Annotated in this window: 13 protein-coding genes; 5 read left to right on the top strand and 8 right to left on the bottom strand. The window is 32.3% G+C overall.

Annotation, left to right across the window (positions count from 1 at the left end; all coding sequences use genetic code 11):
* Nucleotides 1-113: 113 nt before the first annotated feature.
* The 6 genes from F0000_RS10700 to radC form a co-directional block, all read right to left on the bottom strand.
* The gene (locus tag F0000_RS10700) at nucleotides 114-959 is read right to left on the bottom strand and encodes a hypothetical protein (protein ID WP_149624719.1); all 846 of its coding nucleotides are present in this window, start codon (nucleotides 957-959) and stop codon (nucleotides 114-116) included.
* Entirely contained in the window at nucleotides 959-2,359 is a 1,401-nt protein-coding gene (locus F0000_RS10695) for a DUF5723 family protein (RefSeq protein ID WP_149624718.1), read from the bottom strand. The genes F0000_RS10700 and F0000_RS10695 overlap by 1 nt, the downstream gene beginning before the upstream one ends.
* Nucleotides 2,356-2,946, bottom strand: coding sequence for a hypothetical protein (locus tag F0000_RS10690; protein ID WP_149624717.1), 591 nt, complete (start codon nucleotides 2,944-2,946; stop codon nucleotides 2,356-2,358). Before F0000_RS10690 ends, F0000_RS10695 begins: the two co-directional genes overlap by 4 nt.
* A 48-nt stretch (nucleotides 2,947-2,994) precedes the next feature.
* On the bottom strand, nucleotides 2,995-3,684 hold the full coding sequence (locus tag F0000_RS10685) for a YjjG family noncanonical pyrimidine nucleotidase (protein WP_149624716.1): 690 nt from the start codon (nucleotides 3,682-3,684) through the stop codon (nucleotides 2,995-2,997).
* Complete coding sequence (locus F0000_RS10680; RefSeq protein WP_149624715.1) at nucleotides 3,665-4,975, bottom strand: polysaccharide deacetylase family protein; 1,311 nt, start codon at nucleotides 4,973-4,975, stop codon at nucleotides 3,665-3,667. Before F0000_RS10680 ends, F0000_RS10685 begins: the two co-directional genes overlap by 20 nt.
* Nucleotides 4,976-5,295: 320 nt before the next feature.
* Nucleotides 5,296-5,994 (bottom strand): DNA repair protein RadC, encoded by a 699-nt coding sequence (gene radC / locus F0000_RS10675; RefSeq protein ID WP_149624714.1) that lies wholly within the window; start codon nucleotides 5,992-5,994, stop codon nucleotides 5,296-5,298.
* 224 nt (nucleotides 5,995-6,218) lie between these two features.
* On the opposite strand from radC, the gene F0000_RS10670 reads away from it, so the two are divergent.
* The 3 genes from F0000_RS10670 to F0000_RS10660 all read left to right on the top strand — a co-directional run bounded on the left by F0000_RS10670 (nucleotide 6,219) and on the right by F0000_RS10660 (nucleotide 7,844).
* Nucleotides 6,219-6,665 (top strand): hypothetical protein, encoded by a 447-nt coding sequence (locus F0000_RS10670; protein WP_149624713.1) that lies wholly within the window; start codon nucleotides 6,219-6,221, stop codon nucleotides 6,663-6,665.
* A 120-nt stretch (nucleotides 6,666-6,785) separates the two neighbouring features.
* Nucleotides 6,786-7,229 carry a DUF1569 domain-containing protein gene (locus F0000_RS10665; protein WP_149624712.1) on the top strand — a complete coding sequence of 148 codons (444 nt, stop codon included), beginning with the start codon at nucleotides 6,786-6,788 and terminating at the stop codon, nucleotides 7,227-7,229.
* A gap of 15 nt (nucleotides 7,230-7,244) precedes the next feature.
* Nucleotides 7,245-7,844 carry an FMN-binding negative transcriptional regulator gene (locus F0000_RS10660; protein ID WP_149624711.1) on the top strand — a complete coding sequence of 200 codons (600 nt, stop codon included), beginning with the start codon at nucleotides 7,245-7,247 and terminating at the stop codon, nucleotides 7,842-7,844.
* A gap of 2 nt (nucleotides 7,845-7,846) precedes the next feature.
* On the opposite strand, the gene murC is transcribed toward F0000_RS10660, so the two are convergent.
* Nucleotides 7,847-9,199, bottom strand: a complete 1,353-nt coding sequence (murC, locus tag F0000_RS10655; protein WP_149624710.1) for a UDP-N-acetylmuramate--L-alanine ligase — start codon at nucleotides 9,197-9,199, stop codon at nucleotides 7,847-7,849.
* Nucleotides 9,200-9,795: 596 nt separating this feature from the next.
* Here murC and F0000_RS10650 point away from each other — a divergent pair.
* Nucleotides 9,796-11,796: an alkyl/aryl-sulfatase gene (locus tag F0000_RS10650; protein WP_149624709.1), complete on the top strand. Its 2,001-nt coding sequence runs from the start codon at nucleotides 9,796-9,798 to the stop codon at nucleotides 11,794-11,796.
* Between the two features lie 426 nt (nucleotides 11,797-12,222).
* Nucleotides 12,223-16,437, top strand: a complete 4,215-nt coding sequence (locus F0000_RS10645) for an MG2 domain-containing protein (protein ID WP_149624708.1) — start codon at nucleotides 12,223-12,225, stop codon at nucleotides 16,435-16,437.
* Here the strand turns inward: F0000_RS10645 and F0000_RS10640 are convergent.
* Nucleotides 16,431-17,334, bottom strand: a 904-nt coding sequence (locus tag F0000_RS10640) for a transposase (RefSeq protein ID WP_149624707.1), incomplete at its 5' end; no start/stop codon positions are given. The genes F0000_RS10645 and F0000_RS10640 overlap by 7 nt on opposite strands.

Genomic DNA, 17,334 nt, shown 5'->3' with positions numbered 1-17,334 from the left:
TACTTATTCAATTTTAAAATAAAATTAGCCGCCAAAATCATTCCTTTTTATTTTTGAAAATACAAACGAAAAAAAGCAAATTTTAACAGGTGATTTTAAATAAAAAAAAGGTGTCATTGTCTTGCAAAAATATCTGTTATTAGTTTATTTGTAACCGGATTGATTCGTTCTAAGACAAAATTCTGATAATTATCAAAATAACCATTCCCACTAAGATCTCCTGCTTTTACTATATAACTATTCCCACTATTAGATTTAAATAGTTTCCCTATAGAAACCTGGGTATCTCCATTGTTTTGAAGCAATTCATAACCATACGCTTCCTTTTTAAAAATAAAAACGTTGTCATTAAATATATAAGAAACGGTCTTTTCTTCTATTGCTTTTTTTGGTAGCCCATCCTTTTGCGCGATAGGAGTTGCATTAGTCTCAGGATGTTTTGGCATTGAAACTACGGGCTTAGAAACTTCCTTTTTAGTAGTTACATCATTATGATCCTCTTCTTTTATATTTTGGGTTTTGGGTGTGTATTTATAATTAAGAGCTTTCACATCCTTAAACGCATCTCTGAGTGCCTCATGGTATGCTTTTTTATAATCTTTCTCTCTACTTGCACCTTCAGAAGAAGAAAAAACAACAGTTCCATTACAATCTTTTAATTCTACTATAAATTTTGTAACAAATAACCCTGAATTTTTCTTAACCTCTGCCCTTAACCCCAAACATCCATTATTAATGAGGTCTTCTGGTAATTCTTCTCCCTGGATAAAAGCTTGAAACCCATATTTATTAAATAAAAACTTTGACAAAGAATTTAATTGATATTCATCATTCTTTTTTAAAAAACCATACCTTTCTGGTACTATAACATATTTATAATCATTTACATTTTTTTTTCCATAAAAACTTATAGAAGAAAAAACGCTTATACATAAAAACAAAATACGAACTACACTCATTACATTATTACATTAAATCCTAATTGTACCGATATCCCTCTAGCTTTTGCAAGATTAGAATATTCTAAAATATTATTTCCTGAAATATAGAAATTAATTTTGTTAATATGTGTCGATAATAAAAAACCTACATTTTTATAAGAATAATCATCTAATGTGTATGTTAATTTTGCTCTAAAGAGATTAGAAAGGCGTTTATAATAAAATAGAGAAGCAGCATATTGAGGTCTTCTAGGTCTAAATTGTGTAAAAAGTTGTAACCCAAAAGCATCCAGATATGGAGGATCTTCGCCTTCTAAAAAGCAATTACAGCTACCATCATCATATCTATTAAATGAATATTTAATGGATCCATTTAGTTTTAATGGACGCAAAGCCACATAACTAGAGTTTATCGTATCCCTGGGGATTGCGGTTTCTAATTCATCCAGTATATCCTGACCATTACCTTCAGTAATTGGAGTCTCAAAACCTTCAAAAACATAACTTCCTCTTGCTTGATAGCTCTCCACATCTTTTGTATAAAAAATCATTCCCAAATCTGTCATACTTCCCGTAACAGTCCATTGATCTTCTAATTTGTAGCTAAACCCAACATCCATTCCCAGTCCTAAATTACCTCCCAGAAAAGCTCTCCCTAAAAATTTATTAAGTACTTGTTTAGCACCATCATTCATGTCTTCTGATTCTATATCTCGTAATGAGGCATACCCGGCAGTTTGCGCACTTACATTTATATTACTTAGTACATGCCGATAGATATTATTTCCTTGCGGTGTTTCTATGGTTGTAAAGGTTCCTCTATTTTTTGTAGTTCTGAAATTAAAAATACTGGAATACAATTTGGCTCTCGCTCCAAAAGTCAGCTTTTTATTCACTTTTTTATTGTATCCAAAATGAAACACTGTTAGCATTTCTGCAGTAGCACTTACACTAGAAAATCTAAATGGTTGATTGATAAAATCCTGATTCCCTTGATATGCCAATACTGCAAAATCTTTTGGAAAATATACGATAAGATCAAGCTCCTGATATAATCCTCCAGAATAATAAAGATTTCTATTAAATTTGCTTCTCCATCCAAAATTGATAAGCTCTAATTGCTGTGTTAAAGTTAGGTAATCATTATTTGTCAGTGTATTAAGCGTATTCTCTATTTTATCATTTATATTTCTTCCGTCATCACCAAAGACATCATACAAAGAACCTCCTTTAAGACCCGCATTTACGTGAATCTGTGATAAAAAAGGAACTCCCGTATGATAGTTAAAATTCACTTCTGCCCCAGGATTAAGCAGTAATGATTGTGGTACGTCAGTAAAGTCGTATAATGTTTCTTTATTTTGGGCACATAATGAATATCCCAATAAACTAATACAAGTATATAATAGGATTCTCATAATTCGTAATTTACAAAGTAACTGGCTTTCGATCTTATATGCAATACACCTCTTAAATCCGTATTCAGCGTAGGGATTATAACCTCTGTAGCAATTTTTTGAGCCTGTGACAATTCATTAAGGGTAGCATTGTCTAATACAATAGGGTTGGGAACAGAAAATGAAATTACAGGTGCTGTTCCTTCTCCTAAGCCTGCCTGAATCGGAATAGTATAAAGTTCGCCTATAGGTTGATCCGCATCTGTTAAAAACTGAAACTGTATGGTAAACTCACGTTGTATTGTATTGCGCACTTCAAAAGTGAGCTCTATTCTATCTAAATTATCAACAGCAAAATCAGATCCCACAAGATCATAATTTACTGTATCTCGCAGCTGCTCGCGAGGAACATCAAATTCTGTATCAGTTGGTAAACCATCTGGAACAAAATCATTCATATCAAATTCTGAAAAAATAAAATCAAGCTCAAAAACCGGAGTCAAAACAACCTCTTCTATTTGATCAAAATCCAAGTCTTTTACACAAGACGCAGATAACAAAATTGCACCAATAATTAATAATAGTAAATAGGATTTTCTTATTCTCATTTGGGGGGGGATTATTTAATGTTAACGAAAAGATACAAATATTTATTACTAAATGTATTTTTTTATTTGCATCAATTCTGAAACTTGAATCGATTCATCTGGTAATTTCTCTTTATGGTAATTAAAACATATTGTTTTGATTCCTAGACTCTCAGCTCCAATAATATCAGCTTCATAATTATCTCCTATCATTAAACTTCTGCCTGCATCTGCACCAGAAACCTCAAGCGCATGTTCAAAAATAGCCGGATTAGGTTTTTTAACTCCAACCTGCTCACTATCAGTAACTGTCTTAAAAAAGTTCTTGATTCTGGAATTAATGAGCTTTGTATCCTGAACCTCTTTGAACCCGTTGGTGATAATATGTAACTGGTATTTTGGTATTAAATATTCTAATAATTCTCTGGCACCATCAATTAAATAATTATTGATTGGTAAAAAAGATATATAATCTTTTGATAAAGAATCTATAATATGAAGAGGTAAATACACCTTAAAGACATCAAAAGCATCTATCAGACGTCCTCTCCTCAATGCTGTTTGTGTTATTTGCTCCTCTCTGTACAACTTCCAGTAATTCATGTTTATTGGCTGATATACTTTTAAGAATTCTTCTATAGGAATGCCAATTTCAAATTTCTCAAACAGCATCTGAAATGCCAGTGAAGAATTCTTATCAAAATCCCAAAGTGTATGATCCAGATCAAAAAAAATATGATCAACTTTTTCTATTTTCATCTATATCCCAAATAAATTTAAATATTAATCTCCAAAAAGTCTGAGTATTAAGTTCACTAAAAAGACCATTACTGAAAATAGAGATAAAAGTTCCATTAACTTTTTTAATTTTTTTCATATAAGAAATCACCTCTTCTTTTACCATTCTTTCATTATTAAAATCTTCAAAACTTCCGGGAGTACAACAAAAAGAATAAACAGTTAATGGAGTTTGCACTTCATAATCCAAATCATAAAACAAAAAAGGTGTACACGTTCCGGCTCTAAACCCAGAATGTTCAGGATATCCCATAGAAAAATCTTCTTCTACCTCTAGTTCTATAAAACTTCTGTACGCCTCAGGCAATTTTATTTTATAAAAAGAACATAACGAATATTTTAGTTGTCTGTTTACGATCCCTTCTATTCTTTTTTTTTCTTCTTTTAAAATTGTTACATCCGAAATAGCACTATAAGATACCTTAAGCCCAACATCAATATAATCTGAAACATGTTTTATAACTTCTCTATGTTCTGGTTTATTATAATTTACATTTTTCTCATAATTAGAGTAATCTCCCAAACCAAACAATATAATAGCCTTTCTCTTTTTTGTTTTTTGAAAATTTATTATAAAATCAAAAGTATTATACGGATCTTTTTTTAGCCCCATAATAACCTTTATTCTGTCCGTTACTTCTCCCAGTTTCAAGTTCCATAAATCTCTCAATCCACCTCCAATAGATCTTAGAATACCTTTCTGCCAATACGCAAATGTCTGCGAAACCGCTACAATCGGTATGATATTAAATTCTTTTTCTTTAAACTTAATATCTCGGTATTTTTCTAAAATGATTTTCTTGAATTTATAAGCCCAAATATCTACTACAGGATCTTTTAAAAAATCATGAACGTATGCTACACTTTCTGTAGCTTCAAAACGCCCCAGTTCGTCTTTTACGTGTGGAAGGTATTCTTCATACCTCGATAATAAATAAAATGTTGCGGCAAATACATCAAATGGTAATGCAGAATTAGGATTCTTAACCTGAAAAAAACACTGAGTATCTTCCCAGGGAAGAACTTGTATCGCTACTTCATTAAATCCCTGTTCAAAAAGCAAATCTACACTCTGAAAATACAGTTCTTTTCCCAGCGGTTGTTTACCATAAGAAAATTTAGAACCCTTGTGTGCTATAAAAGATTCTATTTTAGATGTAAAATCAATTTCACATCCTAAAATGCGCTTGCAAATATGCTTAAACACATAGGAGATTCTAGGAGTAATTTTGTGAACATAAATTAATACCATACTATCAAGGTGATGATCTAACTAATCTTACTTTTTATTTATAAACATACTAGCACGCATCCTATTTTCTTACTATCAAATTTGTCAATCCAAATGGTTCTAATCAGTACAGAAACAAATCAGAAATAGACTTATTAAGACTATTCTTTCTCAATTTTCTATCCAGAAAGTTATTTGAACTTAGAATTTTATAACCACTTCTCTTCCCATCTTCAGGAGATCATCATTATCAATGATAACTACTATAAACAAGCAGATAAGAATTAACCCTACTTTTTCTTATTTTTTTAACATATCAAAAATCAATATGATATAAGAAACTACAAAATCTTCTCATCAGCAAAACTAACATATTTTTTTTCTGTAATTATTAAGTGATCTAGTAGTTTTATCTCCAGGCATATTCCTGCTTGCTTTAATTTTTGAGTTAAATTCTTATCAGATTGGCTAGGTATTAAAGAACCGCTAGGGTGATTATGCGCCAAAATTATAGAAGTAGCTCCAAAATCCAACGCAGCTCTATATACAATTCTCGGATCAACCAAAGTTCCGGTCTTCCCTCCTATACTAATCTGCTTTTTTTGTAGTATCTTGTTTGAATTATTCAAATACAACACCCAAAACTCTTCATGCTCGAGATCGCCAATTAAAGGGTTTAGAACCATAAAAACATCTTTACTACTAGTAATTTTTTGAATTTGAGGGACATCTTCATCGATTCTTCTCCTACCTAATTCTAATCCGGCAACAATAGAAATTGCCTTTGCTTCTCCAATTCCTTTGAAATCCATTAACTGTTTTACAGATAATTTCCCTAAAGAGTTTATTTGATGACCTACACTCGCCAAAATCCTTTTACTCAAGTCAACTGCGCTTTCATCCCTATTTCCTGAACCTATCAAAATAGCAACTAGCTCAGCATCAGTTAATGAATTCTTCCCTTTAACCAATAATTTTTCTCTTGGACGATCATTTTCACTCCACTCCTTGATAGAAAATGAAGAATTATATTTACTCATTTATTTATTTTTATACACTTTACCTACTTTTTTTTATGCCATAAGTATAAACTATTTATCTCAAATACAATATATTATTCCCCAAAATATTTGAGTTCCAACATAAAGCCCTCTTGTAAACCTAGATTCTTTGACCAGATATTTGTTTGAAAATGAAAGTTTTACTATATTTGACGATCCTAAGTCTAAAATATAGAATTTAACAACTTCAAATTAACCTATTTATGAAGAACATTTTTACTTTTGTATTATTATTTGCTACTATAAGTTTCTATGGACAAGATAGCAAACGTATTGGCTTTTTAAATTTAGTAGGAAACCACATACAAGTTCCAAGAGGTTGCGAAGCGCAATCTGAATACGAATTACAAGCATGTAATGGAACATCCATCAAATGGGATTATTATAGTGATGATATGTTATCAGCTGTTTTTGACGCTACAATAGAAGCATTTGCTGCTAGTAGTTCTTCTAAAACTGAAGTTATCTTCACTTCGTTTGGATCACCCCTTAAAGGTTATAAATTTAAATCTGGAACTACTTTTCAATATTTCCTGAGAGGAAAAATCAAGAATCAACCCGTAATGATTAATTTGGGAACTCCATCTGATATTTCTGCTAATAGTGATTTAGACGGTGTGCTTAAGCTTGTTTTTGAAAAGGTAGGCTAATAAACTTCTACTTTCTAAAAACATTAAAAAGTGAGCTATTTTATGATGGCAAGTCGTTTCTATGCTTAATTTTAAAATAAATCTGCTATTTTTGAGTATCAGCATAGTAAAACATCAGAAATGAAATCCCTTTTTAATGAAGCTTCAAAAGATGAGATAGCAGATCGCATTGATGCACTGTCGAACACCAGCACTCCCAATTGGGGTAAAATGGACGTATCTCAAATGTTACATCATTGTCAATTTCCATTAAAAATTGCTTTAAAAAAACAGCATCCTGCTATGAAACCAAGTTTTATGGCAAAATTGTTTTTTAAAAAGTCATTATACAATGACAAACCCTGGAGAAAGAACTTACCAACGCATCCCAAATTAAAAGTAGTAGATCTTAAAATTTTTGATGAAGAAAAAAAGACATTGCTTGAGCTTGTAAAAGAATTTTCTGAAAAAAGAAATGTATCTCAATGGGAGCCACATCCAATGTTTGGAGCCTTCACTAATGAGCAATGGGGTAAGATGCAATACAAACATCTGGATCACCATTTACAACAATTTAATGTATAACAAATAAGTTTTTTTGTGTATCCTCCAAAACATCATCAAGAACACAACTTAGAGAATATAAAAAAAGTTGCTTTACAATATCCTTTCGCAGTTTTGGTTTCAGCACAAGACAAAACACCTTTTATAACACACGCTCCCGTTATTCTTCACGGACAGAAACTTGTAGGACACATAGATGCTAACAACCCTCATGTAGAACTATTAAAGGATGATTATCCTGTTACCTGTATTTTTCAAGGGCCTCAGACCTATATATCTCCTTCTATATATACCACAAATCAATTGCCTACGTGGAACTATATTATTGCGCACGCTATCGGGATAGTAACAGAAATTAAAGACTCTGATATCATCAAAAAATCTATAATTACTATGACAGAATTTCTGGAAACTCCTAATCAAAATTTTACTTTATCTATAAACGATACAAGAATGGATCGTCTACTTCCTCACATACATTGCTTCGAAATCGAAGTGCAACAATGGGAAGGAAAATTTAAACTTAGCCAAGATAAGGTTCCGGCAGATATAGAAAATGCAAAACAAGAATTGATTAAAAATAATCAAAAAAACATTACAGATTTTGTAAATGGATTATTTGAAAAGCACTTTTAGTCTTAAATCATTCCTTTCACTTCATCAAAATCCAATCCTCCATAATTACCACTACTCATTAATAACAAGGCTGAATTAGAAAAATCTTTTTGATATAAATATTTTTTGAATTCTTCAGGATTTGTGTAAATGATAAGATCATCCCGATTAAATGCTTCTTCGATTTGATTCGCAGATACTGCTTCTAATTTTTTAATTTCTATAGCATGAGGAGAATAAAAAACCACTGCCTCATCTGCTGCATCCAACGCTCCTTTATACTCTTTAAGAAAAGTTCCAGTAAGACTACTGTATGTGTGCAACTCCAGACAAGCTATCAATCGCTTATTTTGGTATTGCTCTTTTACTGCTTTTGTAGTAGCACTTACCTTTGAAGGGCTATGTGCAAAATCTTTATAGGCTACTGCAACATCACTTTCTGCAATTTTCTCTAATCGCTTTGATGCACCTTTAAAAGATGAAATAGCCTCATAAAAGTCATCTTCATCAACCCCCATGTGCTGACAAATCCATTTAGCACCAGCGAGGTTACTAAGATTATGTCCTCCAAAAATCTCAATTGGCATCGCTCCTTCTGGAGTTAATAATAAAGTCTCTCCATCTTCTACATGATATTCTGGTGTATTATATGCAAACTTACGAATTGGATTTTCTGTAGCTTCTGCTAACTGATTCACTTCTATATCTTCTTCATTATATACCAAAGCTCCTCCATTAATAATAGAATTCATAAAAATCCTGAATTGATCCACATAAGTATCAAAAGTAGGAAACACATTAATATGATCCCAGGCAATACCACTGACCAAAGCAATATTAGGCTGATACAAATGAAATTTTGGTCTCCTATCAATCGAAGAAGAAAGGTATTCATCACCTTCCAGCACCATAAAATCATTCTCCTCTGTTAAATGCACCATAGTATCAAAACCTTCTAACTGTGCACCCACCATATAATCAACTTTTTTATCATGATAATGCAACACATGTAAAATCATAGAAGTAATAGTCGTTTTACCATGTGATCCTCCAATAACTACTCTGGTTTTATTTTTAGAATGTTCATATAAAAACTCTGGATATGAATATATTTTTAACCCTAACTCCTGAGCTTTCCTCAATTCTTCATTATCTTCTTTAGCATGCATTCCTAATATAATCACATCAATATCTGTAGTAATCTTTTCAGGAAACCATCCAAATTCATTAGGTAATAATCCATAACGATCTAATCTGGATTTTGAAGGTTCAAAAATTACATCATCACTACCTGTTACTTCATCTCCTTTTTGATATAGTGCCATTGCCAGATTGTGCATTGCACTTCCTCCGATAGCAATAAAATGTACGCGCATAGTCTAATTATATAATTGAATGTAAATATAAAATTAATTGCTAAGACAATATCTTTTTTATAAGCATAATAGTAATCATATTCTATAATACTTTATTCTCATTTTGTTAACTACCAACATAAGAAAATCTACAATAGAATAAAACAAATCTATTCTTAAAATCTTACAAAAACTAAAAACTCTAATACTGTTTTTCTATTTTAAACATTACGTTAAAAAAGTAAACATACTATACCACAAATACTCAGCACAAACACACTGCACAACAAACTAACTGATAAACAACTATTTAAAACACACGTCACAATCTTCTTAAAAAAAGACACAAAAATAAATCCTTGTTTATTAAAATTCTATATCGTAATAATACTTTTCTTGACTTTTCACAAACATGGACATCTCTAGCACAACTATGAATTACAAACGAACCACACATCAATACCTCTTTCCATTTATTTTTTTACACCATCGATTACAATACATGAATTACTACCCTATGTAACCTAAAAATTAATCTCCTCAAAACCATACATCTTTAATTTTATCTTCTACCTGCAAATACAATCATCTAGTAATAAACAAATCATATATATCAAATGAGAAAAATTAGAATCACTTTCATCATTGCTTTTCTTACAATCATTTACAGTTGTAATAATACGCCTACTACACTACCTCAGATTATTAGAACTAAAAATCAAAAAAAAGCTTCCAATTTCACCATTGAAAAGAACAATGAATTATTGACCAAATTAAATTTTGAAGACTCTACAGATTTTATTAATGCAAATCAAGGACTTATTGATACTTTAAAAATATCAAGAATAATCAACCCTGACGGAAGTCTCTCTTATGACACTTCTTTATTTGATTTTATTAAAGGCTCTCACCCTACAACAACGAACCCAAGTTTGTGGAGACAAAGCCAATTAAATGCTATTCACGGGCTTTTTAGAGTAAAAGATGATCGTATTTTACAGGTCAGAGGGTATGATCTAGCTAATATGAGCTTAGTAAGAAGTGACAATGGATGGATAGTAATTGATCCTCTGACAACTCCTGCCACTGCAAAAAAAGCAATGGAACTAGTCAATAAAAATTTTGGTACTTTACCAATAAAAGCCATTCTTTTTACACATTCTCATGTAGATCATTTCGGCGGAGTCAGAGGGCTTACAGATTTTATAGATGATGATTATAAAATACTAGCTCCTGAAGGTTTTTTTGATAGCTCTATCAGTGAAAATGTTATGGCTGGTAATGCCATGAGTAGAAGAGCTTCATACATGTATGGAAACATAATGACTAAAGATACATTAGGAACTTTAGGAAGTGGATTGGGAACCACTACATCTAATGGTATAACAGGTATTGTAGAACCCACTATAGATATTAAAGAAGAACAAGGAGAATCTATGAATATCGATGGCGTAAATATCGAGTTTATATATACTCCAGAATCAGAGGCTCCAGCAGAAATGATGTTTTACTTTAGAGATCTAAAAGCTTTCTGTCAATCAGAAAACGTTAGTCATACTCTTCATAATTTGTATACTCTCAGAGGTGCACAAGTGAGAAATGGTCAAAAATGGAGTAAATACATTGATTTATCAATCTCTAAATGGGGAGATCAAGCCGAAATTTCTTTTGGATCACATCATTGGCCTACATGGGGGAACGATAACATTCTCAAATTTTTAAAAAAACAAAGAGACACCTATAGATATATACACGACCAAACCTTAAGACTTTCTAATCAAGGATACACTCCCAGAGAACTATCCAGCATGATTCAATTGCCAGATTCCTTGAGTAATGAATTTTATAATAGAGACTATTATGGTACTGTAAAGCATAATACAAAAGCTCAATATCAACTATATTTTGGATGGTTTGATGGAAATCCAGCTAACCTAAACCCACTTACACCTAAAAAATCAGGTAAAAAATATGTTGAAGCAATTGGAGGAGCTTCAAAATTACTAGAAACTGCTCAGAAATCTTTTGATAGAGGAGAGTATCAATGGGTAGCTGAACTAGTTAATAATCTAGTTTTTGCAGATACTACGAATACCCAGGCACGTTATCTCCTGGCCGACACCTACGAACAATTGGGGTATCAGGCAGAATCCGGTCCCTGGAGAAATTTTTATTTGACAGGAGCCAAAGAACTACGAAATGGTATTCATAAAACAGAATCTGTTAGTACAGCTTCTCCTGATATGACTGCAGGAATGTCTAACGAACTATATTTTAACTATCTCGGAATGCAATTCAAAGGAACTGAAAACTCTAATCTAGATTACAATTTTAATATTAATCTTACACAAGAAGGCAACAGAATACCTCATAGATTAGCTCTTATCGTAAGTAATGGAGCTGTCACCCCTAGAATGGATAAACATGTCTCTGAAAATGTTACTGCTACTATTACAACTAAGAGAATAAGTTTTGATAAGCTAATGTCTGGAGAATCTACAGTCCAAGATTTAATAGATAGTGGTGAAATGGAACTTGAAGGAAGTCAATCGGCATTTACTATTTTTATGTCAAAATTGGACACTTTTAACTTCTGGTTTAATATTGTATTACCTTAATTTCATATACTAATTTTGACACCAAAATTTATTTTAAATAATAGTATACAGATAGCATTATAGAAGTATATTATTCAAGACAAATTTCTATATTGATATTGTAGAAATTTGTCTTGACTTTTTCTATTTCCTGAAAAATGGCTGAAATCCGTTCAGATTTTTTCTTTTTTACCTAATTCGAGATAAGATTACTCATCAATTCTAACCTTTCACTAAGCAATACAAGCTTTTCCCTAATTCATCGTTTTATTAGTTTTGGTTTAGTTGTTTATTTACATCCAAATAGTATGTATGTTTTGGCTTATTAATTTAATTAATAATGCCAATGCTCATTTCTATTATGTAGTTTTATACATTTATTTATCTATTGTGAGTTTTATGATATAAAGCTTGCTTGGTAAACCGATAACAAATTATTATAAAAAAATGAAAAAGCACATCATCTTAGTTTTTATACTCTTCATTACTAATGCTTATTATATGATAGCACAAGATTATCAAAGTGACTGGAAAAAAATAGAAGATTTTGATAAAAAAGGATTACCTAAATCTGCACTGGAAGTAGTAGAGGTTATTCATAACAAGGCAAAAAAAGATAAAAACGCTAACCAGATTACTAAAGCTTTTATCTATAAAGCAAAGTATACGTTAACCCTGGAAGAGAACGCGCAATTAAGTATTATCAAAGAGTTAAAAAATGAGATCAAAGAAACTGCTTTTCCTAGCAGAAATATTCTGGAAAGTATTTTGGCAAACCTATATTGGCAATACTTTCAGGAAAACCGATGGAAATTCTATAACCGAACCAAAACTTCTGAAAAAGTAGATCCGGAAGATTTCAGAACCTGGGATTTAGAAACCTTATTTTCCGAAATCCACTTATATTATCAGAAATCTCTTCAAAATGGAGTTTTGGCGCAGCAAACTGATCTTACTAAATTCAATGATATTCTTACTCAGCAAGAAGACTCTAAAATTTATAGGTCTACATTGTATGATTTTTTATCCCATAATGCCTTAGCGTTTTATAAAACTTCAGAAACGAGTATTACCAAACCGGCATATGCTTTTGAGATTGACACACCAGAATATATGGAGGAAGCCGAACCGTTTTCTAGAGTAAAAATTACTACGCAGGATTCGCTATCACTTCAATTTCATGCAATAAAGATATACCAAAACCTTGTTAATTTCCATAAGCGAGACAAACAAGCTGATGCATTAATTGCTATAAATATTGAACGCTTAAATTTTGTTGATGACCACGCTACCTTTTCTAACAAACAAACCGTATTATTAGAGACTCTACTTTCTGAAAAAGAAAAATATAAAAACAGTCCCTCTTCTACCCTATATGATTATGAAATTGCCAATCTCTATCGAGAACAGGCAGCAACATATATACCCAAAGAAAATGACACATACCGCTGGGAATTAAAAAAAGCTTTAGAAATATGTGAAAATGCTGTTTCAGGATTTCCTGATTCCAAAGGAACAAAAAATTGTATTTCTCTTAAAGAACAAATCCTTAATAAGACTATTAATTCAATTACATTAGAAAAATATATCCCCATAAAGCAGCCTTCAAAAATTTTAGTAAATTATAAAAATCTGAATGCACTCTATTTTAAAGTATTAAAAATAGATAAAAATCAACTAAAATCGCTTCAGAAAAAGTATCGAAAAAAAGAACAAATAGAATTTCTGAGCAAACTTACCGAAGTAACAAGTTGGGATTCCTCCTTAATTAACGAAAAAGACTACCAAAATCACAGTACAGAAATCCCCGTACCTGCATTGGCACAAGGAGAATACCTTATCGTAGGTTCTACAGCAAAAGATCTCAATGAAGAACATACCTTTTCATTTGGTGATCTCCAGGTAACAGACCTTACTTTATTAGAAAACAAGACAACCAAAGAAACTAAGTTTCAGGTTGTGAACAGAAATAATGGTAGTCCTATTCCTAAAGCAAGTATTCTTCTTACCACTGATAATCATAGAAACAGCCTCAATAAAACAATTACTACAAACGAGAAAGGCGAAGCATCTTTTAGTAAAAAAGGCAACTACTATAACGTAATGGCCACAGTAAGCAGTGGAACAGATACAGCTTTTTTTGGAAATTACTATATCAACCAATACCCTGATCGAAACAATACAGATACCCAAACACGCTACACCACCTTCTTATTTACAGATAGAAGCATCTATAGACCTGGACAAACAGTATATTTTAAAGGAATTATGATGGAATCTATAGGTAAAGAAGATCCAAAAGTAACATCCGGAAAAGAGACCTTCGCAAAACTAATAGATGTAAATGGGCAGGAAATAAAAAATATAAATTTCACCACCAATGAGTATGGTTCTTTTGCAGGAGAATTTATACTGCCTTCTTCAGGTCTTACAGGAAATTATACTATCCAGACTCATAATTATAATAGTACCTACATCTCTGTAGAAGAATACAAAAGACCTAAGTTTGAAACTACCTTTAAACCCGTTATAGAAACCTATAAGGTTAATGACAGTATCAAACTAACAGGAACAGCCATTGCCTATGCAGGAAGCAATATTACGGATGCCAAAGTAGTATACCGGGTACACAGAAAAGTGCAATATCCCAAATGGTGCTATTGGTTTCCCAGATATACTGTAGAATCACAGGAAATCACACACGGAGAGACTAGAACTAATGATACTGGCGAGTATAGTATCACCTTTGCTGCCATACCTGATAAAAATGTTTCTAAAGACGATCAGCCTATTTTTAATTATGAAGTAACTGCGGATGTTATTGATATTAATGGCGAAACCAGAAGTACAACAACTATTGTGAATGTTGGGTATCATGCCTTAACGGCCGACATAAGCATCTCCCCGACGGTTGAAAAAACGAAAAAAGATAACTCTCTGAATATTACGACCAAAAATTTGAATGATAAATTCGTAGCAAATAGTGGGGCTATCAAAATTTTTAAACTTCAATCTCCTGAGTATACATTGCGATCGCGACCTTGGAAAGCTCCAGATTATACTAGTTTGACAAAAGAAGAATTTAAAAAACTATTCCCGCACGATGCGTATCAAAATGAAGATGATCATAGAAACTGGAAAAAAGGACAACTAGTATTGGAAAAAAAATATGATACTCAACAAACCAAAAACCAGAAGAAAGGAAATCAGCTAATAGCATTAGGAAATACAAAAAAATGGGAATCTGGCAACTATGTTATAGAATTAACTACCAAAGACAGATTTGGTCAGGAAGTAAAAGATATTAAATATGTTTCTGTAGTTGATCAATCAGACAAGAAGGTTGCAGATCATCAGCTATTTGAAATCACGACAGATAAGGTTTCTTATAAATCAGGAGAAGAAGTAGTTCTAAAAGTAAGTTCGGCCTCAGAAAATGCAACCGTTACCCTGGATATAGAAAAGAATCATGAAATTATTGAAACCAAACTGATCAAACTATCAAACAATAGTAAAACGATAAAAATACCCGTAAACAAAGAAAATTTGGGAGGCTTCGCAGTAGCATACAGCTTAGTAACGTATAATGATCATAAAAATGGTGTGTTACCAATAGCAGTTCCTTATGAATCAACCGAATTGAGCATAGAAACTAAAACCTTTAGAGACAAGCTGAAACCCGGACAAGAGGAAATCTGGAGTTTTACAGTCAAAGGGCCAAAAGGAGACAAAGTTACTGCAGAATTATTGGCTGGCATGTATGATGCTTCTCTGGATCAATTTAGAATGCACGATTGGTCTTTTAATCCTATAAACAGACCTATATATTACTCTTATGCGAAGAGAAAAGGAAACAACAGCTTTAAAACAACCAATTTCAGACTCTTTAATACAAATCAAAAACATACAGGTTTCACTCAACAAGGATATGACCAGTTGAATTGGTTTGGATTGTATTTTGGACAAAGCAATAATTATAGACTAAGAGGGCTATCATCTGGTATAAAAATGAAAAGCGCTGCTGCTCCTGGAAGAGAAGCTGCTATGTCTAATGCTATGGAAATGGTAGAGGATGAGGCTCAGTTAGAAGAGGTCGCCTCTATCTCTAACCAAGAGAAAGACACATCTAATACAGCCAGTACGGAGGCAAAAGATAAAACGACAAAAACTGTATTAGAAGGTGTCAAAATTCGAAAAAATTTACAGGAAACCGCATTTTTCTTTCCGCATTTGACCACAGACCCCGAAGGAAATGTAAGTTTTAATTTTACTGCTCCTGAAGCGCTGACCAAATGGAAACTACAGTTAGTAGCGCATACAAAAGAATTGCATGCAGCAACTACTATGTTGGAAACAGTAACTCAAAAAGAATTAATGATTCTGCCAAATCCTCCTCGATTCTTAAGAGAAGGAGACAAAATTGTATTCAGTTCTAAGGTTTCTAATATTTCTACAAAAGATCTTAGCGGGGTCATAGAATTACAATTAACAGATGCGCTTACAGGAAAATCTATTAATACTGATTTACAGAATACCAATATCAGCCAGGATTTCTCGGTAAAAGCTGCTGGCAATACCAATGTATCCTGGGCACTTCAAATTCCTGATAACATTCAGACTGTACAATATAAAATTCTGACTAACGTAAAATTACACTACTGATTTACAGTTATTTGCAAATCATCATTAGTTAATCCAAATTTATCAATTTGTTTTCTAATTCTTTTCACTAGTCCTAGTTTTCTTTTTTGATCGAGGTAGAGATAGCCTTCTGGATTTTGATATGCAATTCCTTTAGTGACCATATTCCAGATTATAACGGCTAATTTTCTTGCTGTTGCTGTAATTGCAGATACCCGTCCTTTTCTAAAGTTTATTCTATGAAAAAAATCTCTTAAAGGTGTACTGTCTTTTAGGTTTCCAATAGAGTTTGCGGCATTTCTTAGTGCTATTTTGAGTCTGCTACTACCTTTTCCAATTTTGCTGGATAGCACTTTGCCACCACTGACTTTATTGTTTGGTGCGAGTCTTAGCCACGATGTAAAGTGTTTTGCGGTCTTAAATTTCTTGATGCCATCATATCCTACTTCGCTCATAATGGTAAGGACAGTATTATAGCTCATACCTTCGATAGCAAGTAGGTCTGTACCCTTAAACATTTGATAGGATTTTAAATTGATGTCAATATCTTTTGGGGTGTTTTTATTGATGCGTTTATATGGTTTTTTATCGATGTGATGTTCTTGCTTTTCAGGATCTTTACCTATTATATCGTCTAGTTTCTTAGCAATTTGGTCATCACATTCTCTGATTTTCTTTTGAATGAACTCGTAGGTATCCAATTCGTCTTTAAGAGCGTAAAGGAAGTCTTTACGTTCATTACTATGTAGCGCTTTAGCTATTTCCTCTTCGCTTTTCTTGCAGTTATAATGCCTGAGACTAGCTAATTTTTTTGGGTCAGTTTCGCCTAGAGCAATTGCTCTAATAATTTTAAGTCCTGTCAGACCCACCACATCTTTGACCACTACATCTAGTCGAATATTCATCAGTCTAAGATAC

It is taken from the genome of Aquimarina sp. RZ0, assembly GCF_008370685.1.
Taxonomy (GTDB): Bacteria; Bacteroidota; Bacteroidia; order Flavobacteriales; family Flavobacteriaceae; genus Aquimarina.
This window is presented reverse-complemented; position numbering and strand designations above follow the sequence as displayed.